The 26588-nt window shown below is 60.0% G+C and carries 27 protein-coding genes; 14 read left to right on the plus strand and 13 right to left on the minus strand.

Annotated features, from left to right (window positions below; all coding sequences use genetic code 11):
- Positions 1 to 173 precede the first annotated feature (173 nt).
- Complete coding sequence (locus ACSQ36_RS05035) at positions 174 to 1616, plus strand: PLP-dependent aminotransferase family protein (RefSeq protein WP_213763492.1); 1443 nt, start codon at positions 174 to 176, stop codon at positions 1614 to 1616.
- Positions 1617 to 1842: 226 nt separating this feature from the next.
- The gene (gene htpG, locus ACSQ36_RS05040) at positions 1843 to 3747 is read left to right on the plus strand and encodes a molecular chaperone HtpG (RefSeq protein ID WP_436181116.1); all 1905 of its coding nucleotides are present in this window, start codon (positions 1843 to 1845) and stop codon (positions 3745 to 3747) included.
- A gap of 94 nt (positions 3748 to 3841) precedes the next feature.
- Here the strand turns inward: htpG and ACSQ36_RS05045 are convergent, their stop codons facing one another.
- On the minus strand, positions 3842 to 4099 hold the full coding sequence (locus ACSQ36_RS05045) for a hypothetical protein (RefSeq protein ID WP_213763490.1): 258 nt from the start codon (positions 4097 to 4099) through the stop codon (positions 3842 to 3844).
- 156 nt (positions 4100 to 4255) lie between these two features.
- On the opposite strand from ACSQ36_RS05045, the gene ACSQ36_RS05050 reads away from it, so the two are divergent.
- From ACSQ36_RS05050 to ACSQ36_RS05075, 6 genes are all read left to right on the plus strand, one after another.
- The gene (locus ACSQ36_RS05050; protein WP_436181117.1) at positions 4256 to 4825 is read left to right on the plus strand and encodes a chorismate--pyruvate lyase family protein; all 570 of its coding nucleotides are present in this window, start codon (positions 4256 to 4258) and stop codon (positions 4823 to 4825) included.
- Complete coding sequence (locus tag ACSQ36_RS05055; protein WP_213763488.1) at positions 4819 to 5292, plus strand: DNA-deoxyinosine glycosylase; 474 nt, start codon at positions 4819 to 4821, stop codon at positions 5290 to 5292. Before ACSQ36_RS05050 ends, ACSQ36_RS05055 begins: the two co-directional genes overlap by 7 nt.
- Entirely contained in the window at positions 5289 to 6203 is a 915-nt protein-coding gene (locus ACSQ36_RS05060) for a spermidine synthase (protein ID WP_213763487.1), read from the plus strand. Before ACSQ36_RS05055 ends, ACSQ36_RS05060 begins: the two co-directional genes overlap by 4 nt.
- Before the next feature lie 280 nt (positions 6204 to 6483).
- Positions 6484 to 6738: a DUF3311 domain-containing protein gene (locus ACSQ36_RS05065; RefSeq protein WP_213763486.1), complete on the plus strand. Its 255-nt coding sequence runs from the start codon at positions 6484 to 6486 to the stop codon at positions 6736 to 6738.
- Complete coding sequence (mctP, locus tag ACSQ36_RS05070; RefSeq protein ID WP_436183092.1) at positions 6738 to 8288, plus strand: monocarboxylate uptake permease MctP; 1551 nt, start codon at positions 6738 to 6740, stop codon at positions 8286 to 8288. The genes ACSQ36_RS05065 and mctP overlap by 1 nt, the downstream gene beginning before the upstream one ends.
- 155 nt (positions 8289 to 8443) lie before the next feature.
- A complete protein-coding gene (locus ACSQ36_RS05075; RefSeq protein WP_436181118.1) occupies positions 8444 to 9553 on the plus strand; it encodes an FUSC family protein in 1110 nt (369 codons plus the stop codon).
- A gap of 41 nt (positions 9554 to 9594) precedes the next feature.
- On the opposite strand, the gene ACSQ36_RS05080 is transcribed toward ACSQ36_RS05075, so the two are convergent.
- Both ACSQ36_RS05080 and tal read right to left on the minus strand, forming a co-directional pair.
- Positions 9595 to 10011 (minus strand): VOC family protein, encoded by a 417-nt coding sequence (locus ACSQ36_RS05080; RefSeq protein ID WP_213763484.1) that lies wholly within the window; start codon positions 10009 to 10011, stop codon positions 9595 to 9597.
- Between the two features lie 169 nt (positions 10012 to 10180).
- Complete coding sequence (tal, locus tag ACSQ36_RS05085) at positions 10181 to 11134, minus strand: transaldolase (protein WP_213763483.1); 954 nt, start codon at positions 11132 to 11134, stop codon at positions 10181 to 10183.
- Between tal and ACSQ36_RS05090 the strand changes: the two genes are divergently transcribed.
- Entirely contained in the window at positions 11105 to 11335 is a 231-nt protein-coding gene (locus ACSQ36_RS05090; protein WP_436181119.1) for a hypothetical protein, read from the plus strand. The two genes, tal and ACSQ36_RS05090, sit on opposite strands and share 30 nt — an antisense overlap.
- Before the next feature lie 235 nt (positions 11336 to 11570).
- On the opposite strand, the gene ACSQ36_RS05095 is transcribed toward ACSQ36_RS05090, so the two are convergent.
- The 4 genes from ACSQ36_RS05095 to ACSQ36_RS05110 form a co-directional block, all read right to left on the minus strand.
- The gene (locus ACSQ36_RS05095) at positions 11571 to 12758 is read right to left on the minus strand and encodes a benzoate/H(+) symporter BenE family transporter (protein WP_436181120.1); all 1188 of its coding nucleotides are present in this window, start codon (positions 12756 to 12758) and stop codon (positions 11571 to 11573) included.
- 185 nt (positions 12759 to 12943) lie between these two features.
- The gene (locus ACSQ36_RS05100; protein ID WP_436181121.1) at positions 12944 to 14119 is read right to left on the minus strand and encodes a vWA domain-containing protein; all 1176 of its coding nucleotides are present in this window, start codon (positions 14117 to 14119) and stop codon (positions 12944 to 12946) included.
- A gap of 39 nt (positions 14120 to 14158) precedes the next feature.
- Positions 14159 to 14773, minus strand: a complete 615-nt coding sequence (locus ACSQ36_RS05105; RefSeq protein ID WP_213763479.1) for a GNAT family N-acetyltransferase — start codon at positions 14771 to 14773, stop codon at positions 14159 to 14161.
- A gap of 13 nt (positions 14774 to 14786) precedes the next feature.
- Positions 14787 to 15629: an AAA family ATPase gene (locus ACSQ36_RS05110; protein ID WP_062090977.1), complete on the minus strand. Its 843-nt coding sequence runs from the start codon at positions 15627 to 15629 to the stop codon at positions 14787 to 14789.
- Between the two features lie 411 nt (positions 15630 to 16040).
- Here ACSQ36_RS05110 and ACSQ36_RS05115 point away from each other — a divergent pair, with 411 nt between their 5' ends.
- Together ACSQ36_RS05115 and ACSQ36_RS05120 are read left to right on the plus strand one after the other, a co-directional pair.
- Complete coding sequence (locus ACSQ36_RS05115; protein WP_097261818.1) at positions 16041 to 16406, plus strand: c-type cytochrome; 366 nt, start codon at positions 16041 to 16043, stop codon at positions 16404 to 16406.
- A 79-nt stretch (positions 16407 to 16485) separates the two neighbouring features.
- Positions 16486 to 16866 carry a c-type cytochrome gene (locus ACSQ36_RS05120; protein WP_213763478.1) on the plus strand — a complete coding sequence of 127 codons (381 nt, stop codon included), beginning with the start codon at positions 16486 to 16488 and terminating at the stop codon, positions 16864 to 16866.
- A gap of 118 nt (positions 16867 to 16984) precedes the next feature.
- On the opposite strand, the gene ACSQ36_RS05125 is transcribed toward ACSQ36_RS05120, so the two are convergent.
- The 3 genes from ACSQ36_RS05125 to rsxB form a co-directional block, all read right to left on the minus strand.
- Positions 16985 to 17416, minus strand: a complete 432-nt coding sequence (locus tag ACSQ36_RS05125) for a DUF1841 family protein (RefSeq protein WP_031361310.1) — start codon at positions 17414 to 17416, stop codon at positions 16985 to 16987.
- Between the two features lie 115 nt (positions 17417 to 17531).
- Positions 17532 to 18176, minus strand: a complete 645-nt coding sequence (gene nth / locus ACSQ36_RS05130) for an endonuclease III (protein ID WP_213763477.1) — start codon at positions 18174 to 18176, stop codon at positions 17532 to 17534.
- Positions 18177 to 18181: 5 nt separating this feature from the next.
- A complete protein-coding gene (gene rsxB / locus ACSQ36_RS05135) occupies positions 18182 to 19090 on the minus strand; it encodes an electron transport complex subunit RsxB (RefSeq protein ID WP_436181122.1) in 909 nt (302 codons plus the stop codon).
- A 478-nt stretch (positions 19091 to 19568) separates the two neighbouring features.
- Between rsxB and ACSQ36_RS05140 the strand changes: the two genes are divergently transcribed.
- Complete coding sequence (locus ACSQ36_RS05140) at positions 19569 to 20201, plus strand: TetR/AcrR family transcriptional regulator (RefSeq protein ID WP_213763475.1); 633 nt, start codon at positions 19569 to 19571, stop codon at positions 20199 to 20201.
- Between the two features lie 111 nt (positions 20202 to 20312).
- Here ACSQ36_RS05140 and ACSQ36_RS05145 read toward each other — a convergent pair whose 3' ends face one another.
- Entirely contained in the window at positions 20313 to 21584 is a 1272-nt protein-coding gene (locus tag ACSQ36_RS05145; protein ID WP_436181123.1) for a polyhydroxyalkanoate depolymerase, read from the minus strand.
- 476 nt (positions 21585 to 22060) lie between these two features.
- A complete protein-coding gene (locus ACSQ36_RS05150) occupies positions 22061 to 23926 on the minus strand; it encodes a glycoside hydrolase family 15 protein (protein WP_436181124.1) in 1866 nt (621 codons plus the stop codon).
- A 391-nt stretch (positions 23927 to 24317) separates the two neighbouring features.
- On the opposite strand from ACSQ36_RS05150, the gene ACSQ36_RS05155 reads away from it, so the two are divergent.
- Entirely contained in the window at positions 24318 to 24566 is a 249-nt protein-coding gene (locus ACSQ36_RS05155; protein ID WP_213763539.1) for a hypothetical protein, read from the plus strand.
- A 197-nt stretch (positions 24567 to 24763) separates the two neighbouring features.
- Here the strand turns inward: ACSQ36_RS05155 and ACSQ36_RS05160 are convergent, their stop codons facing one another.
- Complete coding sequence (locus ACSQ36_RS05160; RefSeq protein WP_075645423.1) at positions 24764 to 24916, minus strand: DUF3096 domain-containing protein; 153 nt, start codon at positions 24914 to 24916, stop codon at positions 24764 to 24766.
- A gap of 320 nt (positions 24917 to 25236) precedes the next feature.
- On the opposite strand from ACSQ36_RS05160, the gene ACSQ36_RS05165 reads away from it, so the two are divergent.
- A complete protein-coding gene (locus ACSQ36_RS05165; RefSeq protein ID WP_436181125.1) occupies positions 25237 to 26472 on the plus strand; it encodes a lactonase family protein in 1236 nt (411 codons plus the stop codon).
- The last annotated feature ends 116 nt before the right edge of the window (positions 26473 to 26588 follow it).

A 26588-nucleotide genomic window follows, 5' to 3' on the forward strand; every position in this document is an offset into this window, starting at 1 on the left:
CCCGAAACCTCGTCTGTGGCAGGGAAAACGCATAAACCGCGTACAAAAACCGCCAACTTTACCTATCGTCCCAGTCTCAAATGTATCGTCAACGACCGTAACAGTAACGGTACAATCGATCCGATACCCTGCGGTACAGTCATCGAACGCATTCAATCCCGATGGAACCTGACATGTCAGTCCCGCTCGACCAGATTCCCGCGCCGCACGGCGCGCCGCAACTGACGCTCGTCGACCAGCTGGTCCAATGGGGCCGGCGCCGTATTGACGAACGCGTGTTCCGTCCGGGCATGCGCATGCCGTCGATCCGCAAACTCGCGGTGGACAAGGGCGTGTCGCGCTTCACGGTGGTGGAGGCGTACGAACGGCTGGTCGCGCACGGATATCTCGACTCGCGGCGCGGCTCCGGGTTTTTCGTGCGCGATCGGACCAGTTCCAACGATTCCCACGTTCACCCCACATTGGCCAGTGAGCGCGCACCGGTGCCGAGCAGCATCGACGTGGTCTGGTTGCTGCGCAACATGCTGCATACATCGAGTCCGGCGAAGGGGCCGGGCATAGGTTATCTGCCGGCTAGCTGGCTGAACGGCGAATTGCTGACCAGCGCGCTGCGCTCCATGAGCCGGCAAAGCGGTGCACAAATGCTGGGTTTTGGCACGCCGCAGGGGTTTCTGCCGCTGCGCCAGCAAATTCAGACGCGGCTGGAGGAGCTGGAGATAGGCGCGTCGACGGAGCAAATCGTGATGGTGTCCGGCGTGACGCAGGCCATCGACCTGATCGCGCGAATTTTCGTGAAACCCGGCGATACAGTCATAGTCGGGGATCCCGCCTGGTTCCAGATGTTCGGCCGCTTCGTGGCGCAGGGCGCGCGGCTTGTCGGCATGCCGTACACGCCGGACGGCCCTGATCTCGACGCGCTCGAAGCCATGGTCCAGACCTGGCGCCCGAAGATGCTCGTGATCAATTCCGTGCTGCAGAATCCGACCGGTACGTCGCTGAGCGCGGCGCAGGCGTTTCGCATCCTGCAACTGGCCGAGACCTATGATTTCATCGTGGTGGAAGACGATATCTACGGCGATCTCTGCCCGACCAATTTCCCCGCGACGCGCCTCGCGAGCCTCGACCAACTGAAGCGGGTGATTTTTCTCAACAGTTATTCGAAGACGCTCGCGCCGAACTTGCGCGTGGGTTATGTTGCCGCGGCGCCTGAAGTCGCGAACGCTATCGCCGATCAGAAAATGCTGGTCGGCATGACGAGCCCTGAACTCAACGAGCGCGTGCTGTACAAAGTGCTCACCGACGGCCACTATCGGCGTCACGTCGAACGGCTGCGTGCAAAACTGGACGGAGTCCGGGAGAAAACCGTCCGGATGTTCGAAAAAGTCGGCTACAAGCCGTATCTGGTGCCATCGGCGGGCATGTTTTTATGGGCCGATACCGGCGTGGACTCCGAGGGGCTCGCCGCCGCCGGCCACGAAGCCGGCTTTTTACTGACGCCCGGCAGCCTGTTTTCCCCGCATCAACTGCCCAGCACGTGGATGCGCTTCAACATCGCGAATTGCGGCGATCCAGGCCTGCCCGCGATGCTCTCCGGTTACGCAGATCGCGTGGGATAAGGCGCCTGCAGCATCGGCTTGAGCAACGTCACGCTCCCACGGCCCGCCTCTTGAAATTATCGCAGGGCGACCTCATTTGTCGCAGAATCCGCGCGATGCTTTTCCGGCAATGGCCGCCAAGGCATTTACCGTGACGGCCAGTACGTACCGTCCGGTCACAAAATGCCAGCCGCTTCGCTACCGCTTAAAAACCCGTCAACACTAGACACAACCAGAGGAACCGACCATGGCACAAGAAACCATGAGCTTTCAGGCAGAAGTGAAACAACTTCTGCATCTGATGATCCATTCGCTTTACAGCAACAAGGAAATTTTCCTGCGCGAGCTGATTTCGAACGCATCGGACGCGGCGGACAAGCTGCGCTTTGAAGGTATCGAAAATAGTGCGCTGTACGAGAATGATCCGGATCTGCGCATCCGCATCTCGTACGACAAGGCGGCGCGCACCGTGACCATCGACGATAACGGTATCGGCATGAGCCGCGACGAAGCGATCTCGCATCTCGGCACGATCGCGCGCTCGGGCACGAAGGAATTCTTCTCGAAACTCTCCGGCGATCAGCAGAAAGACGCTGCGTTGATCGGCCAGTTTGGCGTGGGCTTTTACTCGGGTTTTATCGTCGCGGACAAGATCACCGTTGAAACGCGTCGCGCCGGTTTGCCGGCAAGCGAAGGCGTCCGCTGGGAAAGCGCGGGCGAGGGCGATTTCGTCGTCGAACAGATTGAACGCGCGCAACGCGGTTCGAGCATCACGCTGCATCTGCGTCCGGAAGAGGACGAATTCCTCTCCACGCACAAGCTGAAGTCGATCATCCAGAAGTATTCGGATCACGTCGCACTGCCCATCCTGATGAAGAAGGAAGAGTGGGATGCCGAGAAGTCCGAGATGGTCACGAAGGACGAAGACGAGACAGTGAATCAGGCGAGTGCGCTCTGGACGCGTCCGAAGAGCGATATCGCCGACGAGCAGTACAAGCTGTTCTATCAACATCTTTCCCACGATCACGACGATCCGCTCGCGTGGACCCATAACCGCGTGGAGGGCCGCAGCGAATACACGCAGTTGCTGTACGTGCCGAAGCACGCACCGTTCGATATGTGGAACCGCGATCATAAAGGCGGCCTGAAGCTCTACGTGAAGCGCGTGTTCATCATGGACGACGCGGAACAACTGGTGCCGGCGTACTTGCGATTCGTGAAGGGCGTGGTCGATTCTGCTGATTTGCCGCTGAATGTATCGCGTGAAATCCTGCAGGAAAGCCGCGATGTGAAGGCCATTCGTGAAGGCGTGACCAAGCGCGTTTTGTCGATGCTGGAAGAAGTGGCATCGTCGTCGGCAGAAGCCACCGATGACGCCGAGAAAGCCAAATACGCCACGTTCTGGAAGGAATTCGGCCAGGTGTTCAAGGAAGGTATCGGCGAGGATTACGGCAATCGCGAACGGATTGCCAAGCTCGTGCGATTTGCTTCCACGAATACGGATTCGTCGGAGCAGACCGTGGCGCTCGCCGACTATGTCTCGCGCATGAAGCCCGAGCAAACGAAGATCTATTACGTCACGGCTGACAGCTGGGCGGCCGCGAAGAACAGCCCGCACCTTGAAGTGTTCCGCAAGAAGGGCGTGGAAGTGCTGCTGCTGACGGATCGTGTCGATGAATGGATGCTGTCGTTCCTCAACGAATTCGATGGCAAGCCGCTGCAAAGCGTGGCGCGCGGCGATCTGGATCTCGGTGCGCTGAACGACGAAGAAAAGCAGGCGCAGGAGAAGGTCGGCGAAGAGTTGAAGCCGCTGGTGGAAAGCATGAAGGCCGCGCTGGGAGGCAAGGCTAAAGATGTGCGCCTGACGTTCCGCCTGACCGATTCGCCGACGTGTCTCGTTGCCGATGACGGCGACATGAGTGGCTACTTGCAACGCATGCTGAAGCAAGCAGGTCAGGCAGCGCCGCAGATGCAGCCGATTCTGGAAGTGAATCCGGATCATCCGCTGGTCAAGCAACTGCACGCCGATGACGCGAACTTTAGCGACTGGTGCCATCTGCTCTTCGATCAGGCGATGCTCGCCGAAGGCGGCACGCTGGAAGATCCGGCGAGTTTCGTGAAGCGGACTAACGCGTTGTTGCTGGCGCGGTAAGTCAGCGTTCGGAAGAAGTAAAAAAACGCGCTGCCAGGAAACTGGCAGCGCGTTTTTTATTGCAGCTGCAGCGCAGGATACGCGGCGTTACGATTTACTTCGCCTTGCGTTCCTTGTTGGCCTGCGCGACGACCGACGCCGCCAGAGTCTTGGTGTCCTTTGAATATTTATCGCTGTGAAGAACCTGCCCGGCCTTATGTTCCATCTCGGCGCCCGTTTGATTCTTCGTATGCGTTTGTGATAATGCCGATGCAGCGAGGCTCTTGGCAATCACCGACGTCTTCGGATCATGCAGCGTGTGCGACGCCAGCGTAGCGACGACCTTCGATGTTTGTTTAGTATTGACCGACATGCGTTTCCTCTCATGCTTTATAGATGGCTCGCAACAAGATTGCCGCGAGCGCCGGTCCGTCGTTTATTGACCGGCCGGTTCGTCAGTCTCCCGTGAGCGCACGCCGACATCTATACGAATCCTCCTATATACGTGTCTGGTTTTATAATCTCGCGCATGCCAAAAGCTCCTCTTGCCGGTACTCATGCCTGGCGCGCTCGTCCGCTTCCCACTTTCACCGCCGACCAGAAAGATTGGCTCACGCGCGGCGGTTCGCTGACCGCACATTTGCGTGAACTAGGCGATGTCACCGTCGATGTCACCCGCGAGACGGTCGGGCAGCCGTGGCGGGACGAAGCCGCGGCGCTGGACATCACGCCGCGCACGCCGGTATGGATCCGCGAAGTCGTGTTGAATGTGAACCGCGTGCCGTTCGTCGCGGCGCACAGCATCGTGCCGCTCGACGCCAGTTCGGGCGTCTGGCAGGCCATGCGTCGATTGCGCACGCGCCCGCTCGCCGAGTTGCTCTATAGCGATAGCAGCGTGTGGCGCTCGCCGCTCACTAGCCGAAGAATCGACGCGCGCGATCCGCTCTATAGACTGGCCGCCAGGCAAACGCCGCTTCAAACGCCGCACGCGTTTGTCGCGCGCCGCTCGGTGTTCATCAGGCAGGACGCGCCGCTGATGGTCACCGAATGCTTCCTGCCGGCGCTATGGTCTTTCCTCGCGCATCGTGAAAAATGCTGAAAGGCTTCCCACCCATCGCCGATGAAAACACGCACACGCTGATTCTCGGCAGCTTTCCCGGCGTGGCGTCGCTCGATGCCGCGCAGTATTACGCGCATCCACGTAACCAGTTCTGGCGGCTGGTGGGTACTGTGATCGGTGAGTCTTTAAACGAACTTCCCTACGATGAACGCGTGCTCAAGCTACTCACGCACGGCATTGGCCTATGGGACGTGCTCGCCGCCTGCGAGCGCGAAGGCAGTCTCGACACCGCGATCCGCCACGCCAACCCCAACGATTTCGCCTCATTCCGCCTGCATGCGCCGCGACTGAAAAAGCTCTGCTTCAACGGCAAGACCTCAGGCCGTTTCGAGCCTGTGATCCGCGCGGCAGGCTATGAAACCCTGGTCCTGCCGTCGTCGAGTCCGGCGAATGCTATCCTCTCGTTCGATCAAAAATTGCGCTTCTGGCGCGACATCCTCAAATGACCCAATTAATCAAACGCGCGTCGGCGGAAGCTCGCGCGTTCGGCAGCAAGCGTCAAGACAAGCTCGACAAGCAAGACCAGAGGCGCGGCAAGCGCTCGAAGCGCGACCACGATCTCGACGACGCACCGCGCATCGATGTCCCGCGCAAACCCCGTTTCTCGCCGGTGACGTTCTCGGAAGAGGATGGTGTGCGTTTCCTGCATTTCGGCACTGAATGGGTGCAGGGCGCGATGCGCCTGAAAAAGCCGAATCACCTCGAACTTGAATACGCTCAGCAGATGATGGCGTGGCTGTTGTTCATCGAAACGCCGAAGCGCATCGTGCAACTCGGACTCGGTTCTGCCGCGCTGACCAAGTTCGCCCATGCGTTCCTGAAGCGCGCGAAGGTGGAAGCGGTCGAGCTGAATCCCTCCGTCGTGATAGCAGCGCGCACGATGTTCGAACTGCCGAACGACGACGCCCGCCTCACCGTCCACGAACAGGACGCGTGGGACTTCGTCAATGACCGTGCGAATCACGGCACCATCGGCGCATTGCAGATCGATGTCTACGACGCCACCGCGCGCGGCCCCGTGCTGGATAGCACCTCGTTCTATCGTGCGTGCCGGGCTTGCCTGACGGCGCCGGCGGGCGTGGTGACGGTCAACCTGTTCGGCGATCATCCGAGCTTCGTGCGCAACATGAAGCGCCTGAACGAAGCCTTCGACGGCCGCGTGATCGCGCTGCCCGAAGTCCACGACGGCAATCGCATTGCCATCGCGTTTGCCGGTCCGGAACTCGACGTGCCATACGCGCAACTCGAAAAGCGCGCCAAGCTGATCGAGAAGGAATTGAAGCTGCCAGCCCGTCAATGGGTGAAGGGGCTGGCAATCAGCGCCGGCGCGGACGACGCAACCCGCTTCTCCATCTGATCGCCAAGGGTCCAGGCTAAAGCCCCCACGGCGAGATACGACCGCGAACCCGCTGCCCGAATGTAATGTCTTCGACCGAAGCAGGGCAGGACAGCAAGACATTACATCGGGCTGTTTTCCGTCATTACGGTTCGGGTTCGCCCTGCTTGACCCGCTTTTCAGCGTCCATATACTCCACGTGTTATTTCGGGGCGCTATTAGACCGAGAGACTGAGCTTTGCCGCGAGACCCGCTCAGAGCCTTGGTCGAGCAGCACATTTCAAAAAAAGAGGAGAGCGTCATGGCTCAAGAGGCGGTGACCGCCAGTGGTCAAGTTCGCAACAAGCAGTGGCTCTGGCTGCTGGTTCTTCCGTGGATCGGCGTGGTCTGGGTGCCGTTCTACAACAAGATCGAGCCCGTGCTCATGGGCTTTCCATTTTTCTACTGGTACCAGTTGCTCTGGGTGCTGATCAGCGCGGTGATTACGGCCTTGGTCTATGTCAAGACCAAGCCCATCCACGATGTTCCCAAGCTCACGCCCGGGAGCCCGCGATGATGAATTCCACGGCAACCTTCGTCTTCGTCCTGTTTTTTGTCGGCGTGACGATCCTGGGTTTTGTTGCTGCTCACTGGCGCAAGGCCGATCTCGGACAACTCGATGAATGGGGCCTGGGCGGCCGTCGCTTCGGCACGATCGTCACGTGGTTCCTGCTCGGCGGCGATCTTTATACGGCCTACACATTCGTCGCGGTTCCCGCTCTTGTATTCGGCGCGGGCGCGACCGGCTTCTTCGCGTTGCCGTACACCATCCTGATCTACCCGTTCGCGTTCGTGGTGTTCCCGAAGCTCTGGGCGATCTCGAAGAAGTTCGGCTACGTCACCGCTGCCGACTTCGTGCACGCTCGCTACAACAGCCGCATGCTGGCGCTGGCCATTGCCGTGACGGGGATTGTCGCGACGATGCCCTATATCGCGCTGCAGCTTGTCGGTATTGAAGTGGTGATCGGCGCGCTCGGCTTCGATACAACGGGCTTCATCGGCGATCTGCCGCTGATCATTGCGTTCGCGATTCTCGCGGCCTACACGTACACGTCTGGCCTGCGCGCGCCGGCCATGATCGCGGTCGTGAAGGACGTGCTGATCTACATCGTGATCATCGCTGCCATGATCATCATCCCGGCACAGCTCGGCGGTTTCGGCGCGATCTTCAGTCATGTCGATCCGGCGAAGATCCTGCTGAAGGCACCCGATGCATCGAGCCTGAACGGTTACAGCGCGTACGCCACGTTGGCGGTCGGGTCAGCGCTTGCGCTGTTCCTGTATCCGCACTCGGTGACGGCGGTGCTGTCGTCGAAGTCGGGTAACACGATTCGCCGCAACATGGCGCTTCTGCCGGCGTATTCGCTGGTGCTCGGTTTGCTCGCGTTGCTGGGTTACATGGCGCTGGCATCGGGCGTGAAGGACATGCCGGAATTCGCCCCGTACTTCAAGGCGTATGGTGCGAACTTCGCCGTCCCGGCACTGTTCCTGCACTTCTTCCCGTCGTGGTTCGTGGGCGTGGCGTTCGCAGCAATCGGTATTGGCGCGCTGGTTCCGGCGGCCATCATGTCGATCGCAGCGGCCAACCTGTACACGCGCAACGTGCATAAGGAGTTCGTGAACACGAACATGACGCCGGAGCAGGAAACCAATGTTGCCAAGCTGGTGTCGCTGCTGGTGAAGGTGGGCGCTGTCGTGTTTATTCTTGCGCTGCCGCTGACCTACGCTATCCAGTTGCAACTGCTCGGCGGGATCTGGATTATCCAGACGCTGCCGGCGCTGGTGCTCGGTCTGTACACGCGGGTTCTTGATCACCGTGGCTTGCTGCTCGGCTGGGCCGCCGGCATTGCGACGGGTACATGGATGGCGGTGTCGCTGAAACTGGCTGGCTCGATCTTCACGATCCACCTGTTCGGCTATGCGATTCCCGGTTACGCCGCGGTGTGGGCACTGGTCGTGAATCTGGTGGTATCGATCGTGGTGAGCATTCTGGTGCGTGTGATCGGTCTGAAGCGCTCGGACGACCGTACGAGCCCCGAGGATTATCTCGACGTCGCGGAAACCTGATCCTGATCTTGATCCGGGAAAAACGGGCGATCCAACCCCGTTCTGACCCGAAAGCTGGTAAAACGCCCGTAACGGATGTTGCGGGCGTTTTGTTTTGTGCGCCCGCTTTCATCAGCCTCTTGCCCCGCTTTTGCCCGTCAATACACTGGAACCGCATGTCCTCGACCGATACGAGCAGGCCTCACCGCAGCCAGGCACGGCGCTTACTGCATGTGCTCGGCTCGCCGTATTTTCGCTATCGCTACGCTAAATACCTGCATGCGGCGCGCGTGGCGCTGGCCATGCTTGCGTCGATTGCGTTGACCTCGGGCATCGATATTCCGCACGGCGAATGGTCGTCGGTGACGTTGCTGGTGGTGATCGGTGGTTTGCAGCATCACGGCAATATCCGCAAGAAGGCTGCGGAGCGCGCGCTGGGCACGCTGCTTGGCGCGTCGCTAGGGTTGGGGCTGATCCTGCTGCAATCGGCTACCCATTCGACGATGATCACGTACGTGCTGCTGGCGGTGATTGCCGGCGTTTGCGCGTATCACGCCATCGGCAAGCCGGGATATATCGCGTTGCTGACGGCCATCACGACGATCATCGTCGCGGGACACGGCGATCTGTCCATCGAAGTCGGCCTGTGGCGCACCTTGACGGTGCTGATCGGAATTGTGATCGCGCTCGCGTTTTCGTTCGTGCTGCCGCAATACGCGACCTATTCATGGCGCTACCGCCTCGCCGACAACATGCGCGACTGCGCGCGGATTTACGGCGCGATCACGGAAGGGCTGCCAATGCCCGCCGACACCCTGACCAAGCGCTTTCTCACGATGAACGCGCGGCTGGTGAGCTCGCGCTCCTTGCTGGCGTCGGTGGCAAAAGAGATCGACGTGCCGGCCGCGGTGCTCGACGACATCCAGCGCCAGCACCGGTCAATTCTGAGCGCGCTCGAAATGATGGCGTCGGCCATGCCGGCGGACGGGCCTGGACTCATCGCGAGTGCTCACGCAGACGAGCGGGCGATCAGGCACACGTTGCTGCTGATCGCCCGTGCGTTGCGGTTCGGGCGGGTAGGCTTGCTGCACGCCGCGACCGGGTCTCCCGCAGCGGCGGCGCGACTGGAGCGCAACGTCCGGGTTGCCGCGGAGCTCGCGCCCGAATTGCAGGGACCATACTGGCTCGCGCAACGGCTGGCGGAACAGGTCGACAGACTGCGTTTGCGGCTGATCGAGATCGAGCGGCAATGGAACATCGAGGGCGCGCAGCCGTTTCATCGGTGAATGGGTGACGGGGTTGAGCACCCCTGCGCTCCGAGGGGGCGCTATCCGCCGAGGTCGTCCATGACGGTCACCATCCACGGGATGCCGAATCGATCGCAAACCATGCCGAACCCGCTGGTCCAGAACGTCCGTTGCCACGCCATCCGGACGTCGCCGCCGTCGCTGAGTGCCGTGAACATTTTCTCGCCGGATGCGAGGTCATCGGCGGAGATCGAAATACTGAAACCCGAGAAAACCTGAGGCGCGGCGTTCACGCCATCGGACGCCATGATCAGGCTTGCCCCTATCCTGAACGTCGCGTGCATGACCTTGTCCAGCCATTCTGGTGTGGCTTTCACGCCTTCGGGAGAATCCTTGAAATGCAGGACGGACAAGGTTTCCGCGCCGAGCGCTTTTTGGTAGAACGCGAGCGCTTCTTCGGTGCGGCCGTTGAAGAACAAATAGGGTTCGAGACGCATTGGCAACTCCTGGTGAGTCGGGCAGCTTAGCCGCCCGTGCCAAAAGTCTAGCCCACGCCGGCGGGCTAAAAACGCACTCCGCAGCCTCGATCCGCATAAAAAAAGGCGTCGGCGCAATAGCGCCGACGCCCGTTTTCAGACGCGAAATACAGGTGTTGCAACCGCGAAATTATTTCAGCGCTTCGATCAGTTTTTCGAGCTTGACGGCGTCGGCGGCGAACGCACGGATGCCTTCTGCCAGCTTTTCGGTTGCCATGGCGTCGTCGTTGACGAGGAAGCGGAAGCTCGATTCATCGACTTCGATCTTGCTCACGGGATCATTCGCGACCGCTTCCGGCGACAGCTTGCGCTCCACCTTTTCAGTGCTCTCGGCGAGCTTTTGCAGCAGATCCGGGCTGATGGTCAGCAGGTCACAGCCGGCCAGTTCGGTGATCTGGCTGACGGTGCGAAAACTCGCGCCCATCACTTCCGTCTTGTAGCCGAACTTCTTGTAGTACGCGTAGATCTTGCGCACCGATTGCACGCCCGGATCGTTCGCGCCGCCCATCTTGACTGCGTCCCAATCCGCGCCTGCCGACTTCTTGTACCAGTCGTAGATGCGGCCGACGAACGGCGAGATCAATTGCGCGCCGGCGTCCGCTGCGGCCGCGGCTTGCGCGGTCGAGAACAGCAGCGTCATGTTGCAATGGATGCCTTCTTTCTGCAGCGTTTCCATGGCGCGGATGCCTTCCCACGTCGAGGCCAGCTTGACCAGGATGCGCTTGCGGTCAATGCCCGAGTCTTCGTACAGCTTGATGATGTCGCGGCCCTTGGCGATCGAACCTTTGATGTCGAACGACAGGCGGGCGTCGACTTCTGTCGATACACGTCCCGGGACGATCTTCAGGATTTCCTTGCCGAAAGCGATCAGCAGCTGGTCGATGATCTGGCCCATCGGCTTGCTCGCGTGGTCCTTGACGGTCTTCTCGAGCAGCGGCTTGTAGGCATCGTTCTGGACGGCCTTGAGGATCAGCGATGGGTTCGTGGTCGCGTCTTGCGGCTTGAACTCGCCGAGTTGCTGGAAGTTGCCGGTATCGGCGACGACGGTGGTGTATTGCTTGAGCTGGTCGAGAGCGGTGGTCATATCTGGTCTTCGGCGCGTTATGCCGTTGTCAAAGATGCGGAATGCCCGCGGGTGAAAGGGTTGTGCGAGACCGCCGGTGCTGGTGCTGCGCCAAAGCTGCTGGCGAGCGGCTCGCCCAAGATTGCCATTCTATTCCTGCCGCGCCATTTGGCGCAGAGAACGCCGTGGTTCGCGGTTGTGCTTCTTGCCTTCGGCCGCTGATCTGCCGCGTTGCATACGATGCTCAACTCGTTTCGACGGCAGGTGGCTTCGAGAGTTCACCCGCTGCGCCGGTCACCGCGATTGCTGACCTGCAAGTACAAGGGTGGCCGATGTTGCGCGAGGGGTAAGCTCCACCCTCCATGTCTCTTACGCAATTCCGATGCCCGGAGCCCGGCATTAACCCACGTCCCATTACACGTTGTTCGCGTGAACATTTCGCGTCGATACGATCAATCTACGCCCGCCGCGCGTTGAGCACAATCTGCGTGACGACGCCCGCTACCAGGCCCCAGAACGCGGAGCCGATAGACAGCAGCGTCAGTCCCGACGCGGTGACCATGAACGTGACGAGCGCGGCTTCGCGTTGCCGCGGGTCGCTCATCGCGTTGGTGAGGCCGCTCATGATCGAGCCGAACAAGGCCAGCGCGGCGACTGACACGACCAGCGCTTTTGGCATCGATGCGAACAAGGCGGCGATGGTCGCACCGAACACGCCGGCCAGGAGATAGAAAATCCCGCACCAGACAGCGGCCATGTAGCGCTTCGAGCGGTCTTCGCTGGCTTCGGGGCCGGTGCAGATCGCGGCGGTAATGGCTGCCAGGTTGATGCCGTGAGAGCCGAACGGCGCGAGCACAAGCGACGCGAGGCCGGTTGTCGCGATCAGCGGCGCTGACGGGGTGTCATAACCGTCCGCGCGCAGCACGGCGATGCCGGGCACGTTCTGCGAGGCCACCGCGACCACGAACAGCGGTATGCCGATACTGATGACCGCCGCGAGCGAGAAGTGCGGCAGGGTGAAAACGGGGTGGGCGAGCGCGACGTGGAACTGGCTGAAGTCGAGCAAACCGAGCGACCCCGCAGCCACGATGCCAACCACGAGCGTCATCAGGATGGCATAGCGGGGCGCGAGGCGTTTCACGACCAGATAGGTGAAGAACATCGCGAGGACTAGGGCGGTCTGGAACTGGGCGGCCTTGAAGATCTCGATGCCGATCTCGAACAGGATGCCGGCCAGCAGCGCGGCGGCAATGCTGGCCGGAATTTTCCGCATGAGCGTATCGAACCAGCCGGTGAGGCCCACGATGGTGAGCAACACCGCGCACACGACGAAAGCGCCGATGGCGTCCGGGTACGCCACGTTCGGGAGCGAGGTCACGAGGAGAGCGGCGCCGGGCGTCGACCAGGCGGCGACTATCGGCGCGCGAAACTTGAGCGACAGGCCGATCGTGCAAAGCGCCATGCCAATGGAGAGGGCCCAGATCCAGGAGGAAATCTGGGCATCGGAGAGATGGGCGGCACGCCCGGCCTGGAACATGAGGACGAGCGAACTGGTATAGCCCGTCATCATGGCGACGAATCCCGCGACAAGCGCGGAGACGGAGGAATCGGCGAGGGGGCGGAAGGTCGTGGCGGGCGGATTCATGCGAAACCTTGGAGGACGAGTCGCAGATCGTACTGGCCGGAGGGGATTAAGGGCAGTGACAGTCTGGAAAAAAATTGCCGTGCCACTTTAAATCGAGGTGAATAAAAGGGGGCAAAGGGGCCGGTATAAGCCCTTGAATTTGTATTGAACGGCGCGCGGCGGGAGAGCCGCGTAACAAACGCCGGTTATTTGGAAAGCGCCCGCATCGCGCTTTCAAGCCCGCCAAGCGTCAACCCAAACATTCGGCCGCCCAGTACTTGCCGAATAATCGATACCGATTGCCGATATTCCCAAAGCCTTTCAGGCTCAGGATTGAGCCACGCGAAATGGGGGAACTGATCGGCGAGTCGCCTTAGCCAGACCGCGCCGGCTTCGGCATTGTTATATTCAACCGATCCGCCGGGTTGAACGACCTCGTACGGACTCATGGTTGCATCGCCGACAAAAATCAGCTTTGTATCCGGCGAAAATTTGTGCAGCACATCGAACGTGGCGGTGCGTTCGCCATGTCGTCTCCGGTTGTTTTTCCAGAGATAGTCATACACGCAGTTATGGAAGTAATAAAACTCCAGATGCTTGAACTCCGATTTCGCTGCGGAAAACAGTTCTTCAACGCGCTTGATATGGTCGTCCATCGACCCGCCTACATCCAGCAGCATCAGGACCTTCACATTATTGTGGCGCTCCGGCACCATCTTGATATCTAGCCAGCCGGCATTGGCGGCGGTGCTGCGAATGGTGTCGGGGAGATCGAGTTCATCGGCGGCGCCTTCGCGCGCGAAACGCCGCAAGCGTCGCAACGCCACTTTGATATTACGTGTCCCTATCTCGACCTGATCGTCGTAATCCTGATACGCGCGCTCATCCCAAACCTTGACAGCCGTCCGGTTGCCGGCGGAATCCCCGCCAATTCGAATCCCCTCCGGATTAAACCCGCCATTGCCGAACGGCGACGTCCCGCCTGAACCAATCCACTTGCTGCCGCCTTCGTGCCGTTCATTCTGCTCATCGAGAAGTTGCTTCAGCCGTTCCATCAATTTATCGATACCGCCAAGCGCTTCTATCTGGCGTTTTTCCTCGGGCGTGAAATCCCGCTCCAGCCGTTTCTTGAGCCATTCGAGCGGCACAGTGAACGCGTCTTCATCGAGTGTTGCGATACCGTTGAAATAGGCGCCGAACGCCTGATCGAATTTATCGAAGTATTTCTCGTCCTTGATCAGCGTCATGCGCGCGAGAAAATAGAACTCGTCGATAGAAGGCCCGATTACCTGGGCCTTGAGTGCTTCAAGCAGCGTCAGGTATTCCTTGACCGAAACCGGTAGCTTGGCGCCGCGCAGAGAATAGAAAAAGTCGATCAGCATGCCGGGCTCCTTGCCCAATCTGTCGCAGTACGAGTCGCGCTATGAGTCGAGCGGCAAGTCGAACCGCGTTTCGAGTTTGGCGCGCAGATTCGCGCGTACGGCCGGCCACTCGGACTCGATAATCGAAAATACCACCGTATCGCGATAAATGCCGTCCCGGCCGATCTGGTGATTGCGCAGAATCCCGTCTTCCTTCGCCCCCAGCCGCGCAATAGCCGCGCGCGATTGCCGGTTCATGAAGTGAGTCCGGAACTCGACGGCGATGGTCTTCAGCGTATCGAACGCGTGCGAGAGCAGGAGCAGCTTGGCCTCGGTGTTGATCGCCGTGCGCTGCACGCGTTTGGCATACCACGTACTGCCGATCTCCAGCCGCCGATGTGCCGCCTCGACATTCATATAACGCGTGCTGCCGATTACGTCGCCCGTCTGCGCGTCGATGATCGCGAAGGGTTGCGCGCCGTCTGAATCGCGCATGGCGAGCGCCGCGTCCATCCATGCGGTGATCGTCTCGGGCGAGGGGACGCTCGTGTACCAGAGCTTCCACAACTCGCCGTCCGCTGCGGCGTTGGCGAGCGCATCCTGGTGTTCGCGTTCGAGCGGCACGAGTCTCACGTACCTGCCTTCCAGCGTAACCGGATCGATCCAGCGGCTCATGCTTGCAGCCCTTTCAACGGTTGTTGCGGTTCATGAACAGCAGGCGCTCGAACAGGCTCAGGTCCTGTTCGTTCTTGAGCAACGCGCCATGCAACGGCGGGATGACCTGTTTCTGATCGGTGGAGCGCAGCGCTTCGGGGCCAATATCTTCGGCCAGCAGCAGCTTCAGCCAGTCGAGCAATTCCGATGTCGATGGTTTCTTCTTCAGGCCCGACACGTTGCGCAACTCGAAGAAACTTTGCATCGCGGCGGCGAGCAGTTCCTGCTTGATGCCGGGGAAATGCACCTCGACGATCTGCTTCATCGTCGTGGGTTCGGGGAATTTGATGTAGTGGAAAAAGCAGCGGCGCAGAAACGCGTCGGGCAGTTCTTTTTCGTTGTTTGACGTGATGATCACCAGCGGCCGGTGTTTCGCTTTCACCAGTTCGTGGGTCTCGTAGACGTAGAACTCCATCCGGTCGAGTTCGCGCAGCAGGTCGTTCGGGAATTCGATGTCCGCTTTATCGATTTCGTCGATCAGCAGCACGCCGGGTTCATCGGCGTCGAAAGCCTGCCACAGCACACCCTTGACGATGTAATTGCGAATGTCCTTCACGCGTTCGTCGCCAAGCTGGGAATCGCGCAGGCGCGACACCGCGTCGTACTCGTAGAGGCCCTGCTGGGCTTTGGTGGTCGACTTGATGTGCCATTGCAGGAGCGGCATGCCGAGCGCGGCGGCGACTTCCTCGGCCAGCATCGTCTTGCCGGTGCCGGGCTCGCCCTTGATCAGGAGCGGGCGCTGCAGGGTGATGGCGGCGTTGACGGCGAGCTTGAGATCGTCGGTGGCGACATATTGCGATGAACCTTCAAAACGCATGACGCGTCCCTCGGAGAAGGAAAAATTGCAGTATAAGTCAGAAGGGTTTTGGCGGAGCCGCCCCCCGAAACGTCCAATCGTGCTCAACCGGGTCATTTGCTGCCGAAGGAGAATCAAATGTCCATCGGACAGATTGTCGCAGTCTGCCGGAACCCAGGCGCTGCGGCCTTGAGCGATGGGGCCGGCCCCGCTGCGGCCGGTGGACGCAGGGTAGGTCGCGCGGTACAATTAGCGCGATTTTTTTGGCCCGCGTGGCTGGAAAACGAAAACGCGCGAAAACGCGCGGATCTGCGCTCCTGGGGACTGTTTTGGGCCCTCGTTCAGCGCGCGTCCGTTTGACCAGTCCCGAGAAAGTCCCGGAACGCCAGGCGTCCAAGGTGCCGGATTTCCCCTCATGCCAGGTTAGAAGCTATGAATAAATTCGTCGGCAAATGTGCCGTGATCGCAGCGCTGTCGGGGCTTGCCGGCTTCGCGACACAGGCATCCGCCGATGTCGTGGGCAACGCGAAAGCAGCCCAGGGCAAAGTTGCGATGTGTATCGGGTGCCACGGCATTCCCGGTTACCGGACCGCGTATCCCGAGGTGTACCGGGTTCCCATGCTCGGTGGCCAGAGCGCCCGCTATATTGAGAACGCGCTGCATGCCTACAAGAAGGGCGATCGCCATTTCGAGACGATGCATGGCATAGCGACCACGCTGTCCGATCAGGATATCGCCGACATCGCTGCGTATTACGCCGCGCAAACCCCCTCTTCGAAGAACAATCCCGACAAGTGATCCGCGTTGCGCCCGCATCTGAATGTCAGATCCAGGGCGCCCGTCACCCGGTAATCACTAATCGCGGATAGGAGAATTCATGAAGGCACTCGACACAGTGTTGAAGACAGCATGCACGGCAGCCGCGCTGATCGGCGCGATCGGCGTTCTGGCCATGCAGCCGGCGCATGCAGCCGATGCAAGCAATGGCAAGGTGCTCACCGAGGCCCACAATTGCGCGGCCTGCCACGGCCCGAACCTGAACAAGCCGGTGAGCGCGGAGTATCCGAAGCTCGCAGGCCAGCACGCCGACTATCTGTACTGGGCGTTGCGCCAGTATCAGATGGGCAACGGCAATCCGAACTTCGGGCGCAACAACCCGATCATGGCCGCACAGGTGCAAAGCTTGTCGCAAAGTGACCTGAAGGACATCTCGGCGTATATCGAATCATTGGATGGCGATTTGATCGTGAAGAAGTAAGCATCGCCGGATCGTCTTTGTCGGTTTGATGGACGCATAAAAAAAACACCCCGCCGGTGAATGACTCGCGGGGTGTTTTCGTTTTTTGGTTCAGCGCTCGGGCCTCGGGCCTTGCTCTTCAGTCTCGCGACGCCCGTTGTTCGATCAGCGCAAGATACGCGTCGGTGTCCGGCGGCGTGTTGTTGCGCTGTGATTCCCAGATGATCTGCCCAAGGCATTCCATGATGGCGTGCTGAGCGTCGTGCGTCGAACCCATCCGGCCGACCAGCCGCTCATGCGCGCGCCGGATGCCGGGCGGTTGATCGATGGACAATTGCTCGGTAATGGCGAGATGCATCGATAAATGCAGGAACGGGTTGCTCTTGCCCTGATCCGGCGAGTAGTCGGCGTGGGCCACGTCGGGATCGGCGAGTTCTTGCTGGTATTCAGGATGCTCGCCGATCCAGTCCGCGGCAATGCTCTCAAGCGGTGTCAGGACGCCACCCTCGCGCTGCTTGCGCCAGGTGTCGGTGAAAAATTGGCGAACTTCGTCGCGGCTGGGGTTGAACATGGGTGTGGAGTGGCTTGCAGGGGTCGTTTTCAGAGGCTCATTTTAAGCTGCATCGCTGCCTTTCGCCCGTTTCGGCGCGTGTCGACCTTCCCGGTGCTTATTCCACTTATTCCTCTTATTCGATAGGCGCCGGCGTCTTCGGCCGGAATTCGCACAGCGGCTCGATCGCGCAATGCCAGCATTCCGGCACGCGTGCCCGGCAGACATAACGGCCGTGCAGGATCAACCAGTGATGGGCGTCCTGTTTGAATTCATCGGGGACGAATTTCTCCAACGCTATTTCGACCGCGCGCACGTCCTTGCCCGGCGCGAGCCCAGTCCGATTCGATACCCGAAAGATATGCGTATCCACGGCGATGGTCGGATGCCCGAACGCCGTGTTCAGGATCACGTTTGCCGTCTTTCGTCCAACGCCGGGGAGCGATTCAAGCGCCTCGCGATCGTCCGGGACCTCGCCTCCGTATTGCTCCACCAGGATCTTGCACGTGGCGATCACGTTCTTCGCTTTCGTCCGAAACAATCCGATGGTCTTGATGTACTCCCTCACACCTTCTTCGCCCAGCGCCAGCACCTTGGCCGGCGTGTTGGCGACCGGGTACATGCGCCGCATGGCTTTGTTCACGGAGACATCGGTGGCTTGTGCCGACAACAGCACCGAGATCAGCAATTCGAACGGCGATTCATGCTCGAGTTCGGTGGTCGGATGTGGATTCAGGCTTTGCAGCGTTTCAAAGATCGCACGGCGTTTTTGGGCGTTCATCGTGTTCAGGTCTTGTTATCGTTACCAGGTTCACGGTCGGGGTCGATGGCAGGTGTCGAACTTTTGTCGTTATCAGGGTGCGTCATACCGAGACGGCGGCGCCGCGCTTCCGCTGCATCGATCTGCGCCTGAACTTCCGGGCTGACCGCGTCGGTATTTTTCGGCCCCACGCCAAGTTTGGCCATCTCTTCTTTCTTCTGGCGTGCACGGTCCATCGCGGCCTGGATGATGGCGCGCTTTTTTGCCTGCGCGTCGTCGTCGGCCGTGGTGGCGGCCTGCGCCGTTTTTGAGTCAACCGATTCATTCGGCTCGGTATTCAGTCGAGCACGTGGCTCGGTGCTTGGATTGGCACCCGACGCACCCGCCATGCGTGCCGCCTTGCGCGCTTCGGCCGCGTCGCGTTCACGTGCGAGGCGTGCCTGGCGAAAGTCGTGCCGCTCGCGTGCCGCGTTGGCTTCCTGCTGGCTCCATGCGTCCCAGCCGGTTTTCTCGCCCGTGACCGGGACCATGGCGATGCAATCGACCGGGCAGGGCGGCACGCACAGGTCGCAGCCGGTGCAGAGCTCGGGGATGATCGTGTGCATCTGCTTCGCCGCACCGACGATCGCATCGACCGGACACGCCTGCAGACACAGCGTGCAGCCGATGCAAAGATTTTCATCGATGATCGCAAGCGGCCGGGGCCGTTCCACGCCGTTATCGGGATTCAGCGCAACGACAGGCTTGCCGAGCAGGCTGGCCAGGCGGACCACACCTTCCTGTCCGCCCGGCGGGCACTGGTTGTAGTTTGCCTCGCCAGCGGCAATGGCCTCCGCGTACGGCCGGCAAGCGGGATAGCCGCATTTGGTGCATTGCGTCTGGGGCAGCCGGTCTTCGATCTGGTCGGCGAGGGTTTTGGCAGGGGTTGCGGTCACTACAATCACATTAACGGCTTGGGGAGGATGGCGCGGACGGGCTCGTGACCTTGGCGCGAAGGCGTTGCAACACGAACGGTCCATTCATCTGGCGTTGGCCAGGCTTGTGGATCCGACAAAACAGACGATTGGCCCTTGGCCCGATCCGTATAATCCGCGTTCGGCGAGATTCGACGACATTCGGCGACAGCACGTGGGGACATGTCGAGCGCTCTGGTTCGCGCTCATTTTTGACGTCCTGTTCGAGCGTTTCCGGCCGTTGCACGGGATGCGGCATTATCGCTGAATTTCAAGCTGTTCCCAACCATTCCCAATTGCCAACCTGCCAACGATGTGCACATAATCAAATTGCTTTCGATTGACTGCAGGACGGTATTCCCCAATCACGTTGGCGTAACCGATCCATCGCATGCGTCCTGAGGACACGGGAACGCGTGACGCTATTTCGATAACGCGGTTTGTCGATCACAAAGCCACCATGAACCAGCCAAAAATCAAAAGAGATCCCGAGGGTACACGCCGTCGCATCCTGCTCGCCGCCGCAGAGGAATTTGCTGCGGGCGGCTTGTTCGGCGCACGTGTCGACCAGATTGCACGCCGTGCCGAAACCAACGAGCGAATGCTCTACTATTATTTCGGCAGCAAGGAGCAGTTGTTCACGGCTGTGCTCGAACATGCATTCGCCGCACTCACCGAGGCTGAAAAGACGCTGGATCTCGATGGGATCGCACCCGTCGAAGCGATCACGCAACTGGCGCATTTCATCTGGAATTATTATCGTGAGCATCCCGAACTCTTGCGGCTCATCAATAACGAAAATCTGCACGAAGCCCGCTATATAAAGGGTTCCACGCGTATTCGGGAGTTGATATCGCCGGTGGTCGCCACGCTTGCGAAGATTCTCGAACGTGGTCAGCACGCCGGACTATTTCGCAATAACGTCGACCCGCTGCGCTTTTACGTGACTTTGTCGGGGCTTGGGTATTACATCGTATCGAATCGTTTCACGCTCGAAGCCACGTTCGGACTCGACTTCAGCCGCGACGCCGAACGCGATGAAATCATCAAGATGAACACGGAATTGCTGCTCGCGTATTTGTTGCGGCGCTGATGCATCGGGCCTGCTCGTCGCAGAGGGGCCCTTCAATGAAACACGCCGCGTAAAACGCGGCGTGCTGTGTCATGCCAATCAATTCCAGGCGGCTATTCCGTCAGACCGCGATCAGGCCGGGACAGCTTCCTTTTTCGGCGCCTTGTCGTGCGCGAGAATGAATTCGCGCAGTTGCGGATACACCATCGTGCGCCAGCGGCGTCCCGAGAAAATGCCGTAGTGGCCGGCCTTCTCCGCCATGTAGTGGCGTTTGTTCTTCGCCGCAATGCCGGTGCACAAGTCATGCGCAGCACGTGTCTGGCCGCTGCCTGAAATGTCGTCGAGTTCGCCTTCGATGGTCAGCAGTGCCGTGTTCTTGATGTCCTGCGGACGCACGAGCTCACCATTGACGTTCCACGTGCCTTCGGCCAGGCGGAACTCCTGGAACACAATGCGAATGGTGTCGAGGTAGTAGTCGGCGTCCATGTCGAGCACGGCGTTGTATTCGTCGTAGAAGCGGCGATGCTGCTCCGCATCTTCGTCGTCACCACGCATCAGGTTCTGATAGAAGTCCCAATGCGCCGTCACGTGCCGCTCCGGGTTCATGGCGACAAAACCGGCATGCTGCAGAAAGCCCGGATACACCTTGCGGCCTACGCCCGGATAGTTCGCCGGCACCGTGTAGATCACGTTGTTCTCGAACCATTCGTATGAATGTTCACTCGCGAGCGAGTTGACCGACGTGGGGCTGCGACGCGCATCAATGGGGCCGCCCATCATGGTCATGGTGCGCGGCGTGTCTTCACCGCGGCTGGCCATCAGCGCGATTGCGGCGAGCACCGGCACGGTAGGCTGGCACACCGAGATCACGTGCAGGTCTTTCGCGCCAATATGGCGGATGAATTCCTGGATGTACTCCACGTAGTCGTCGAGATGGAACGACCCGTCTTCAAGCGGCACCATGCGGGCGTCGAGCCAGTCGGTCAGATAGACCTTGTGATCGTGCAGCAGCGTCTTCACCGTGTCGCGCAACAGCGTGGAGTGGTGACCCGACAGCGGGGCGCACACCAGCACGATAGGTTCCGTCTTGAGTTCGGTGACGGTTGCGCTGTCGTCGGAGAAACGCTTGAAGCGGATCAGCCTGCAGAAGGGTTTTTCCACCACGATCTGCTCGACGATAGGAATGGCATGGCCGTTCTTCTCGATCTGATGCAGTTCGAACTCGGGCTTCTCGTAATCCTTGCCCAGGCGATACAGCAATTCGTAGCCGGCCGCGAGCCGCGTGGAACCGGGCACGTACGCGAGCGGGCTGGAAGGATTGGTGAACGACTTCGATGCCGCTTCCGCCCATGCCGTAAGGGGGCTCAACATGGCCCGCTGAAATTCGTGGAATTGATAGAGCATGTCTGACCTGTATAAATCCGGCTGCGCCCGTCTCCGGGAGCGTGTCCGGCGGTTGGCCTCTATCGGCGGTGGCGTCATGCCGGGTCAGGCTTTCGCTGGTTCCCGGCTCGGCGTGCAGGTCGTCGATTGCACCGCATTGCTGGTGCTGGCAGTTATTCGTTGTTGCTTGCGTTGTTGCTTGTTCGCTTCATGAGGGGTCGCAGGGAAGAGGGGCGGGACTGGGCATCAAGCCGGCGTTGCCTTCCGGGCTCAACACGGTTCTGGGCTCAACACGAAACAGCACACAAAACGCATGCCGGCTAAGCCGTGATCCAGACCCCATTCAAAATTTCAATTCACCGAACGACCGGTCGGAAAGCCTCTTCGATCATAGCCAAGAACACGCTTTTGTGCAACGCAACATACGTGCTCTTTACCGCTATTCAGCATGAATTTAGCGTTGAAATCGTCAATTTCCGTTAATTATTCGAACAACATTACATTTTGCTTTCTTTTGCGAGCGTTGCGTCCGAGGGTTTGTCCTGACGCGACGTGGGCTGGCCGGTAGCCTTCGCCATGCCTTGTTCGTGGCGCATCAGGTTCATGCCGGTATGCACGAGCGCGACATGCGAGAACGCTTGCGGAAAGTTACCAACCAGACGTTTCGCGACCGTGTCATATTCCTCGGCCAGCAGGCCGACGTCGTTGGCGAGACCGAGCAAACGCTCGAACATCGCGTACGCTTCCTCGTGGCGGCCCTGCAGCGCGAGATTGTCGACCAGCCAGAAGCTGCACGCCAGAAACGTGCCTTCCCCGGGCGGCAGTCCGTCCTGTACTTCCGTCGTGTGGTATCGCTTGACCAGCCCGTCATGGGTGAGATCACGCTCGATGGCGTGGACCGTGGAGATCACGCGCGGATCTTCCGGAGGCAGAAAGCCGAGCAGTGGAATCAGCAGCAAACTGGCATCGAGAGCGTCGCCGCCGTAAGTTTGCGCGAACGAGTTCATCGACGGATTCCAGCTTTTCTCGCATACATCCGCGTGAATGGTGTCGCGTACCGCGCGCCAGTGGTCGATCGGGCCTTCCAGGCTGAACTGTTCCGCCGATTTGATCGCGCGGTCGTAGGCGACCCACGCCATGACCTTCGAGAACGTGAATTGTTGACGGCCGCCGCGCGTTTCCCAGATGCCTTCGTCCGCTTCCTGCCAGATGGTGTCGAGATGATCGAGCATGGCGCGCTGGATCGACCATACGGTTTCATCGCTTTGGAGGCCGCCCACGCGCGCGAGATGTAGCGCGTTCATGACCTCGCCGTAGACATCGAGTTGCAACTGGTTGACCGCGCCATTGCCAATGCGCACAGGTTTCGAATTCTCGTAACCCGGCAGCCAGTCGACTTCCCATTCGGGCAAGCGCCGCTCGCCCGCAATGCCGTACATGATCTGCACCTGATCCGGCGACCCGGCCATCACGCGGCCCAGCCATGCCCGCCAGGCGCGCGCTTCGTCGTAGTAACCGCTGCGCATCATTGCGAGGAGGGTGATGGTGGCGTCGCGTAACCAGCAGTATCGATAATCCCAGTTGCGCGTGCCGCCCAGTTGCTCAGGCAACGACGTGGTCGGTGCAGCGACAATACCGCCGGTCGGTTCGTAAGCGAGCGCCTTGAGCGTAATCAGCGAGCGGCGGATGGCCGGACCCCAGCGGCCGTCAAGATTGCTGCGTCCCGACCACTCCAGCCAGAAGTTCTCGGTGCGCGCGAACTGCGTATGGGGATCGAGCGCGCGAGGCAGATGCAAATGCGATTGCGAATACACGAGCGAGAAGGGGACGCGCTCACCCTCGCTTACGGTGAATTCGCCGACGGTGCGCATGTTCTCGCCGGTGAGCTCGATGGGCGTGCGCAACACGCATAGATCGGGACCGGCGATTGCGCGAATACCGCTTTCGTCGGGGAGCCGGCTGACCCAGGGAATGGAGGAGCCGTAATCGAAGCGCAGCACCAGTTCCATTTTCATCTTCACCGTGCCGCGCCGGCCTACCACGATCCGCACAAGGTCGGACGCGCCGTCACGGACCGGCATGAAGTCGATGAGCGAAACCTTTCCGTCGGGCGTTTCGAAATCGGTTTCCAGGATCAGCGTATCGCCGCGATACCGGCGGGTGATGACCGGCGGCGGGGCGCCGTCGGGCAGGTCGGGCGTGATCAGCCAGCGGCCGTTTTCCGGCGTGCCCAAGAGGGCCGCAAAACACGCGCCGGAGTCGAAGCGCGGCCAGCACAGCCAGTCTATCGAGCCCTCTTTTGAAATCAGGGCAGCGGTGTGACCATCGCCGACCAGGGCGTAGTCCTCAATCAGTGCGGGCATAGGCTAGGGGAGTGAGGTCGATGCGGCCGCAGTACAGGTGCCGCGTGGTTGGGGGAGGCCAGGCTGTTCCAGTCCTTCGAGTGTTCGATTATGAAGCGCATTCGCATTTCGCGTTTTTCATGCGTACCGGTTGCGAGCTTCTGTCGCAAGCTTCGGTCCCTTACTCCCTGTGTAAGTGACCTTGCAGACGGCCGCGCAAAAGGCCTTGCAAAACCGCAAGCGCAGGAAGGTTGAAAAAACTTGTGACAAATGCCTAGAATGAATCTTCGCGCCTGACGCTTTCGCCGAAAGCAGTAACGTGGGTCCGTCGTACCGTGGTATCGGACCTGTTGATGCACGTCACGCGCTCCCTGCTTGCCTAACGTTTTCGAGGACATCGAAAGTGAAAGCCATGCTGAATCCGTCGAGAGCCGATTGCATCGCCATCCTGTCGGCCGCGAGCCACATCGTCGATCAAACCGCGCTCCTGGATCTCAATTACAAGAATCTCGGCCTGTCCCGCAACGGGATGGAGACCGCCGCGTCGTTCCTGATCGAACGCGCCTGTTTCACGCGGCATCGCGAGGTCGATGGGCGCACCGCCGTGGGCGGTTTGTCGCTGCAGGGCCGGATGCGGCTCGACCAGCTTGCCAATAACTGATACCGATTGCGCTGCAGCGCGCAACGGCTTCGTTCAACTTCAGAACATTCTTAGCGCGGGATCGCGGTTGCGACCCCGCGTTCAGCGTTTGCTCGTCGTTCGGAAGGTTCGGAACGTTCGGAACCTCGCTCCAATAACAGCGTCTTAAGGAGCGCGTGACGGCTAGCAGTGCGATGGCGGTGTTCGTGTCGATGTCGTCAGAAATGTGTCGTGCTGAGTCCGAATACGCCGATCAGCCCGATGATGATCAGGTAAATCGCAACGATGAAGTTGAGCAGGCGCGGCACGATCAGGATCAGAATGCCCGCTATCAGCGCGACCAGCGGTCCGAGGCTCAGATGGATATTCATGGCGACTCCTTGTTGATTTTTTGATGGGAATTGGTTTGCATCATTCGGTTTGCATCATGCGCCGAAGCAGTGACCGGTGACAATTGGGACAATCGGGCGCTTGTCCACGGCTCATATAACCTGAAACAAGCCGTAATAACGAACGATCAGGAGGCTGTATGCATTTGGCGGATCTCACCCATTTCTCTCATTTGACGCGTTTGGCATGTCGTTTTCCTCATTTTCCTTCCACGCTCCGTGTCCGGGGCTTCGCTTCCACGCAAACATCGTGCCGCGCCGTCGGGCCGGCGCGTTTAAAGCAGTCCGGGCGGTCGCGATTGATGTCGAAAGGTGTCGCGGCGGGTGTTGCCGCGAGTGTTGCCGCTGTGTTGTCGCTGGCTGCCGCCCAAGCCTTCGCACAAGGGGCGGGTACGGCCGCCGCCACCGGCACGTCAGCGACTTCCGGCGCTGCCGATAACGGTGTATTCGACTTGCTCGTGGGCACGTATACCGGCAGCGGCAAGAGCGAGGGTCTCTATGTGTACCGGTTCGACACGGGCACCGGTGCGATCACGCGCCTTTCATCCGCGCAGGCGGTGAATCCGTCGTATCTTGTGGTGAGCCACGATCGGCAGCATGTCTACGCGGTCAACGAGCTTCCCGGCGATAACGGTCCCGCTTCTCAACGCGGCGGCGTCAGCGCATTCCGCTTCGATCCGTCGAGCGGGCAGCTCACCTTCGTGAACCGCGTCTCTTCCGATGGCAACGATCCCGCGTATCTCGCTTTATCGCCGGATGGCCGTTATTTGCTGACCGCCAACTACTCGGTGGCATCGAATCCGGGCGGCAGCTTTGCCGTGTTTCCACTGGAAGGTGACCGGGTTGATCCGTCGGTACTCACCGTGCATCACGACGGCAGCGGTCCCGTGAAAGGGCGCCAGGACAATTCGCATGTGCACTCCACGGTGTTTTCGCCCGATGGCCGTTACCTGTTCGCGCAGGACCTGGGTGCGGACAAGATCTATTCATATAGATACACGCCCGACGGCAGCCGCGGTTTGTTCGGGCCGACCGAGTCGCGTTATACGCTCGTGAAACCGGGTTCCGGGCCGCGCCACCTGATCTTCGATCAAGCCGGCAAACATGCGTACCTCACAACCGAAATGAGTGCGTCGGTGTCGGTGTACGACTATGACGACGGCAAGCTCACGCTAAGGCAAACCCTGCCGATGACCGCGCCCGGTTTCAAGGGCAAGGTGGGCGGCAGCGCGATCCATCTGTCGCCGGACGGCCGTTTCCTCTATGCGACCAATCGTGGCGATGCGAACGAACTCCTGACCTTCGCCGTGAATCCGTCCGATGGTCATCTCAAGCTGCTCAACCGGCGTTCGACGCTCGGCAAGTCGCCGCGCGAATTTGCTATCGATCCGACCGGCCGCTGGCTGATCGTCGGCAATCAGGACAGCGACAGCGTCTACTTTTTCCGGCGCAATCCGGACACGGGCGAACTTGCGTCCGATCCCAAGCGCCTGGAGATTGGTTCACCGGTCGATTTCAAGTTCGTTTCGCCATCCTGAGGATTTTTTAATCAACTGTGCGGGTCGTCGGGGGTTCGCGGCTTGCACAGGTTTTCTGGCTTTTTCCTGGTTCTTTCTTGGTTTTTAAGTAACGTGGTTTTTGTTTAACTGGTAAG

It is taken from the genome of Caballeronia sp. LjRoot34, assembly GCF_964253815.1.
GTDB lineage: Bacteria > Pseudomonadota > Gammaproteobacteria > Burkholderiales > Burkholderiaceae > Caballeronia.

Bases quoted from the DNA above. Each gene is read 5' to 3' on its own strand.
- ACSQ36_RS05055 (WP_213763488.1), top strand. From the start codon at position 4,819: ATGCTGAAAGGCTTCCCACCCATCGCCGATGAAAACACGCACACGCTG.
- nth (WP_213763477.1), bottom strand. From the start codon at position 18,176: ATGAACGCCCAAAAACGCCGTGCGATCTTTGAAACGCTGCAAAGCCTG.
- ACSQ36_RS05160 (WP_075645423.1), bottom strand. From the start codon at position 24,916: ATGAATATCCATCTGAGCCTCGGACCGCTGGTCGCGCTGATAGCGGGC.
- ACSQ36_RS05145 (WP_436181123.1), bottom strand. From the start codon at position 21,584: ATGCTCTATCAATTCCACGAATTTCAGCGGGCCATGTTGAGCCCCCTT.
- ACSQ36_RS05105 (WP_213763479.1), bottom strand. From the start codon at position 14,773: ATGAGCCGCTGGATCGATCCGGTTACGCTGGAAGGCAGGTACGTGAGA.
- mctP (WP_436183092.1), top strand. From the start codon at position 6,738: ATGAATTCCACGGCAACCTTCGTCTTCGTCCTGTTTTTTGTCGGCGTG.
- ACSQ36_RS05120 (WP_213763478.1), top strand. From the start codon at position 16,486: ATGAAGGCACTCGACACAGTGTTGAAGACAGCATGCACGGCAGCCGCG.
- htpG (WP_436181116.1), top strand. From the start codon at position 1,843: ATGGCACAAGAAACCATGAGCTTTCAGGCAGAAGTGAAACAACTTCTG.
- ACSQ36_RS05100 (WP_436181121.1), bottom strand. From the start codon at position 14,119: ATGCTGATCGACTTTTTCTATTCTCTGCGCGGCGCCAAGCTACCGGTT.
- ACSQ36_RS05065 (WP_213763486.1), top strand. From the start codon at position 6,484: ATGGCTCAAGAGGCGGTGACCGCCAGTGGTCAAGTTCGCAACAAGCAG.
- ACSQ36_RS05150 (WP_436181124.1), bottom strand. From the start codon at position 23,926: ATGCCCGCACTGATTGAGGACTACGCCCTGGTCGGCGATGGTCACACC.
- ACSQ36_RS05080 (WP_213763484.1), bottom strand. From the start codon at position 10,011: ATGCGTCTCGAACCCTATTTGTTCTTCAACGGCCGCACCGAAGAAGCG.
- ACSQ36_RS05155 (WP_213763539.1), top strand. From the start codon at position 24,318: ATGCTGAATCCGTCGAGAGCCGATTGCATCGCCATCCTGTCGGCCGCG.
- ACSQ36_RS05075 (WP_436181118.1), top strand. From the start codon at position 8,444: ATGTCCTCGACCGATACGAGCAGGCCTCACCGCAGCCAGGCACGGCGC.
- tal (WP_213763483.1), bottom strand. From the start codon at position 11,134: ATGACCACCGCTCTCGACCAGCTCAAGCAATACACCACCGTCGTCGCC.
- ACSQ36_RS05035 (WP_213763492.1), top strand. From the start codon at position 174: ATGTCAGTCCCGCTCGACCAGATTCCCGCGCCGCACGGCGCGCCGCAA.
- ACSQ36_RS05095 (WP_436181120.1), bottom strand. From the start codon at position 12,758: ATGAATCCGCCCGCCACGACCTTCCGCCCCCTCGCCGATTCCTCCGTC.
- ACSQ36_RS05140 (WP_213763475.1), top strand. From the start codon at position 19,569: ATGAACCAGCCAAAAATCAAAAGAGATCCCGAGGGTACACGCCGTCGC.
- ACSQ36_RS05165 (WP_436181125.1), top strand. From the start codon at position 25,237: ATGTCGAAAGGTGTCGCGGCGGGTGTTGCCGCGAGTGTTGCCGCTGTG.
- ACSQ36_RS05115 (WP_097261818.1), top strand. From the start codon at position 16,041: ATGAATAAATTCGTCGGCAAATGTGCCGTGATCGCAGCGCTGTCGGGG.
- ACSQ36_RS05125 (WP_031361310.1), bottom strand. From the start codon at position 17,416: ATGTTCAACCCCAGCCGCGACGAAGTTCGCCAATTTTTCACCGACACC.
- ACSQ36_RS05060 (WP_213763487.1), top strand. From the start codon at position 5,289: ATGACCCAATTAATCAAACGCGCGTCGGCGGAAGCTCGCGCGTTCGGC.
- ACSQ36_RS05110 (WP_062090977.1), bottom strand. From the start codon at position 15,629: ATGCGTTTTGAAGGTTCATCGCAATATGTCGCCACCGACGATCTCAAG.
- ACSQ36_RS05045 (WP_213763490.1), bottom strand. From the start codon at position 4,099: ATGTCGGTCAATACTAAACAAACATCGAAGGTCGTCGCTACGCTGGCG.
- ACSQ36_RS05050 (WP_436181117.1), top strand. From the start codon at position 4,256: ATGCCAAAAGCTCCTCTTGCCGGTACTCATGCCTGGCGCGCTCGTCCG.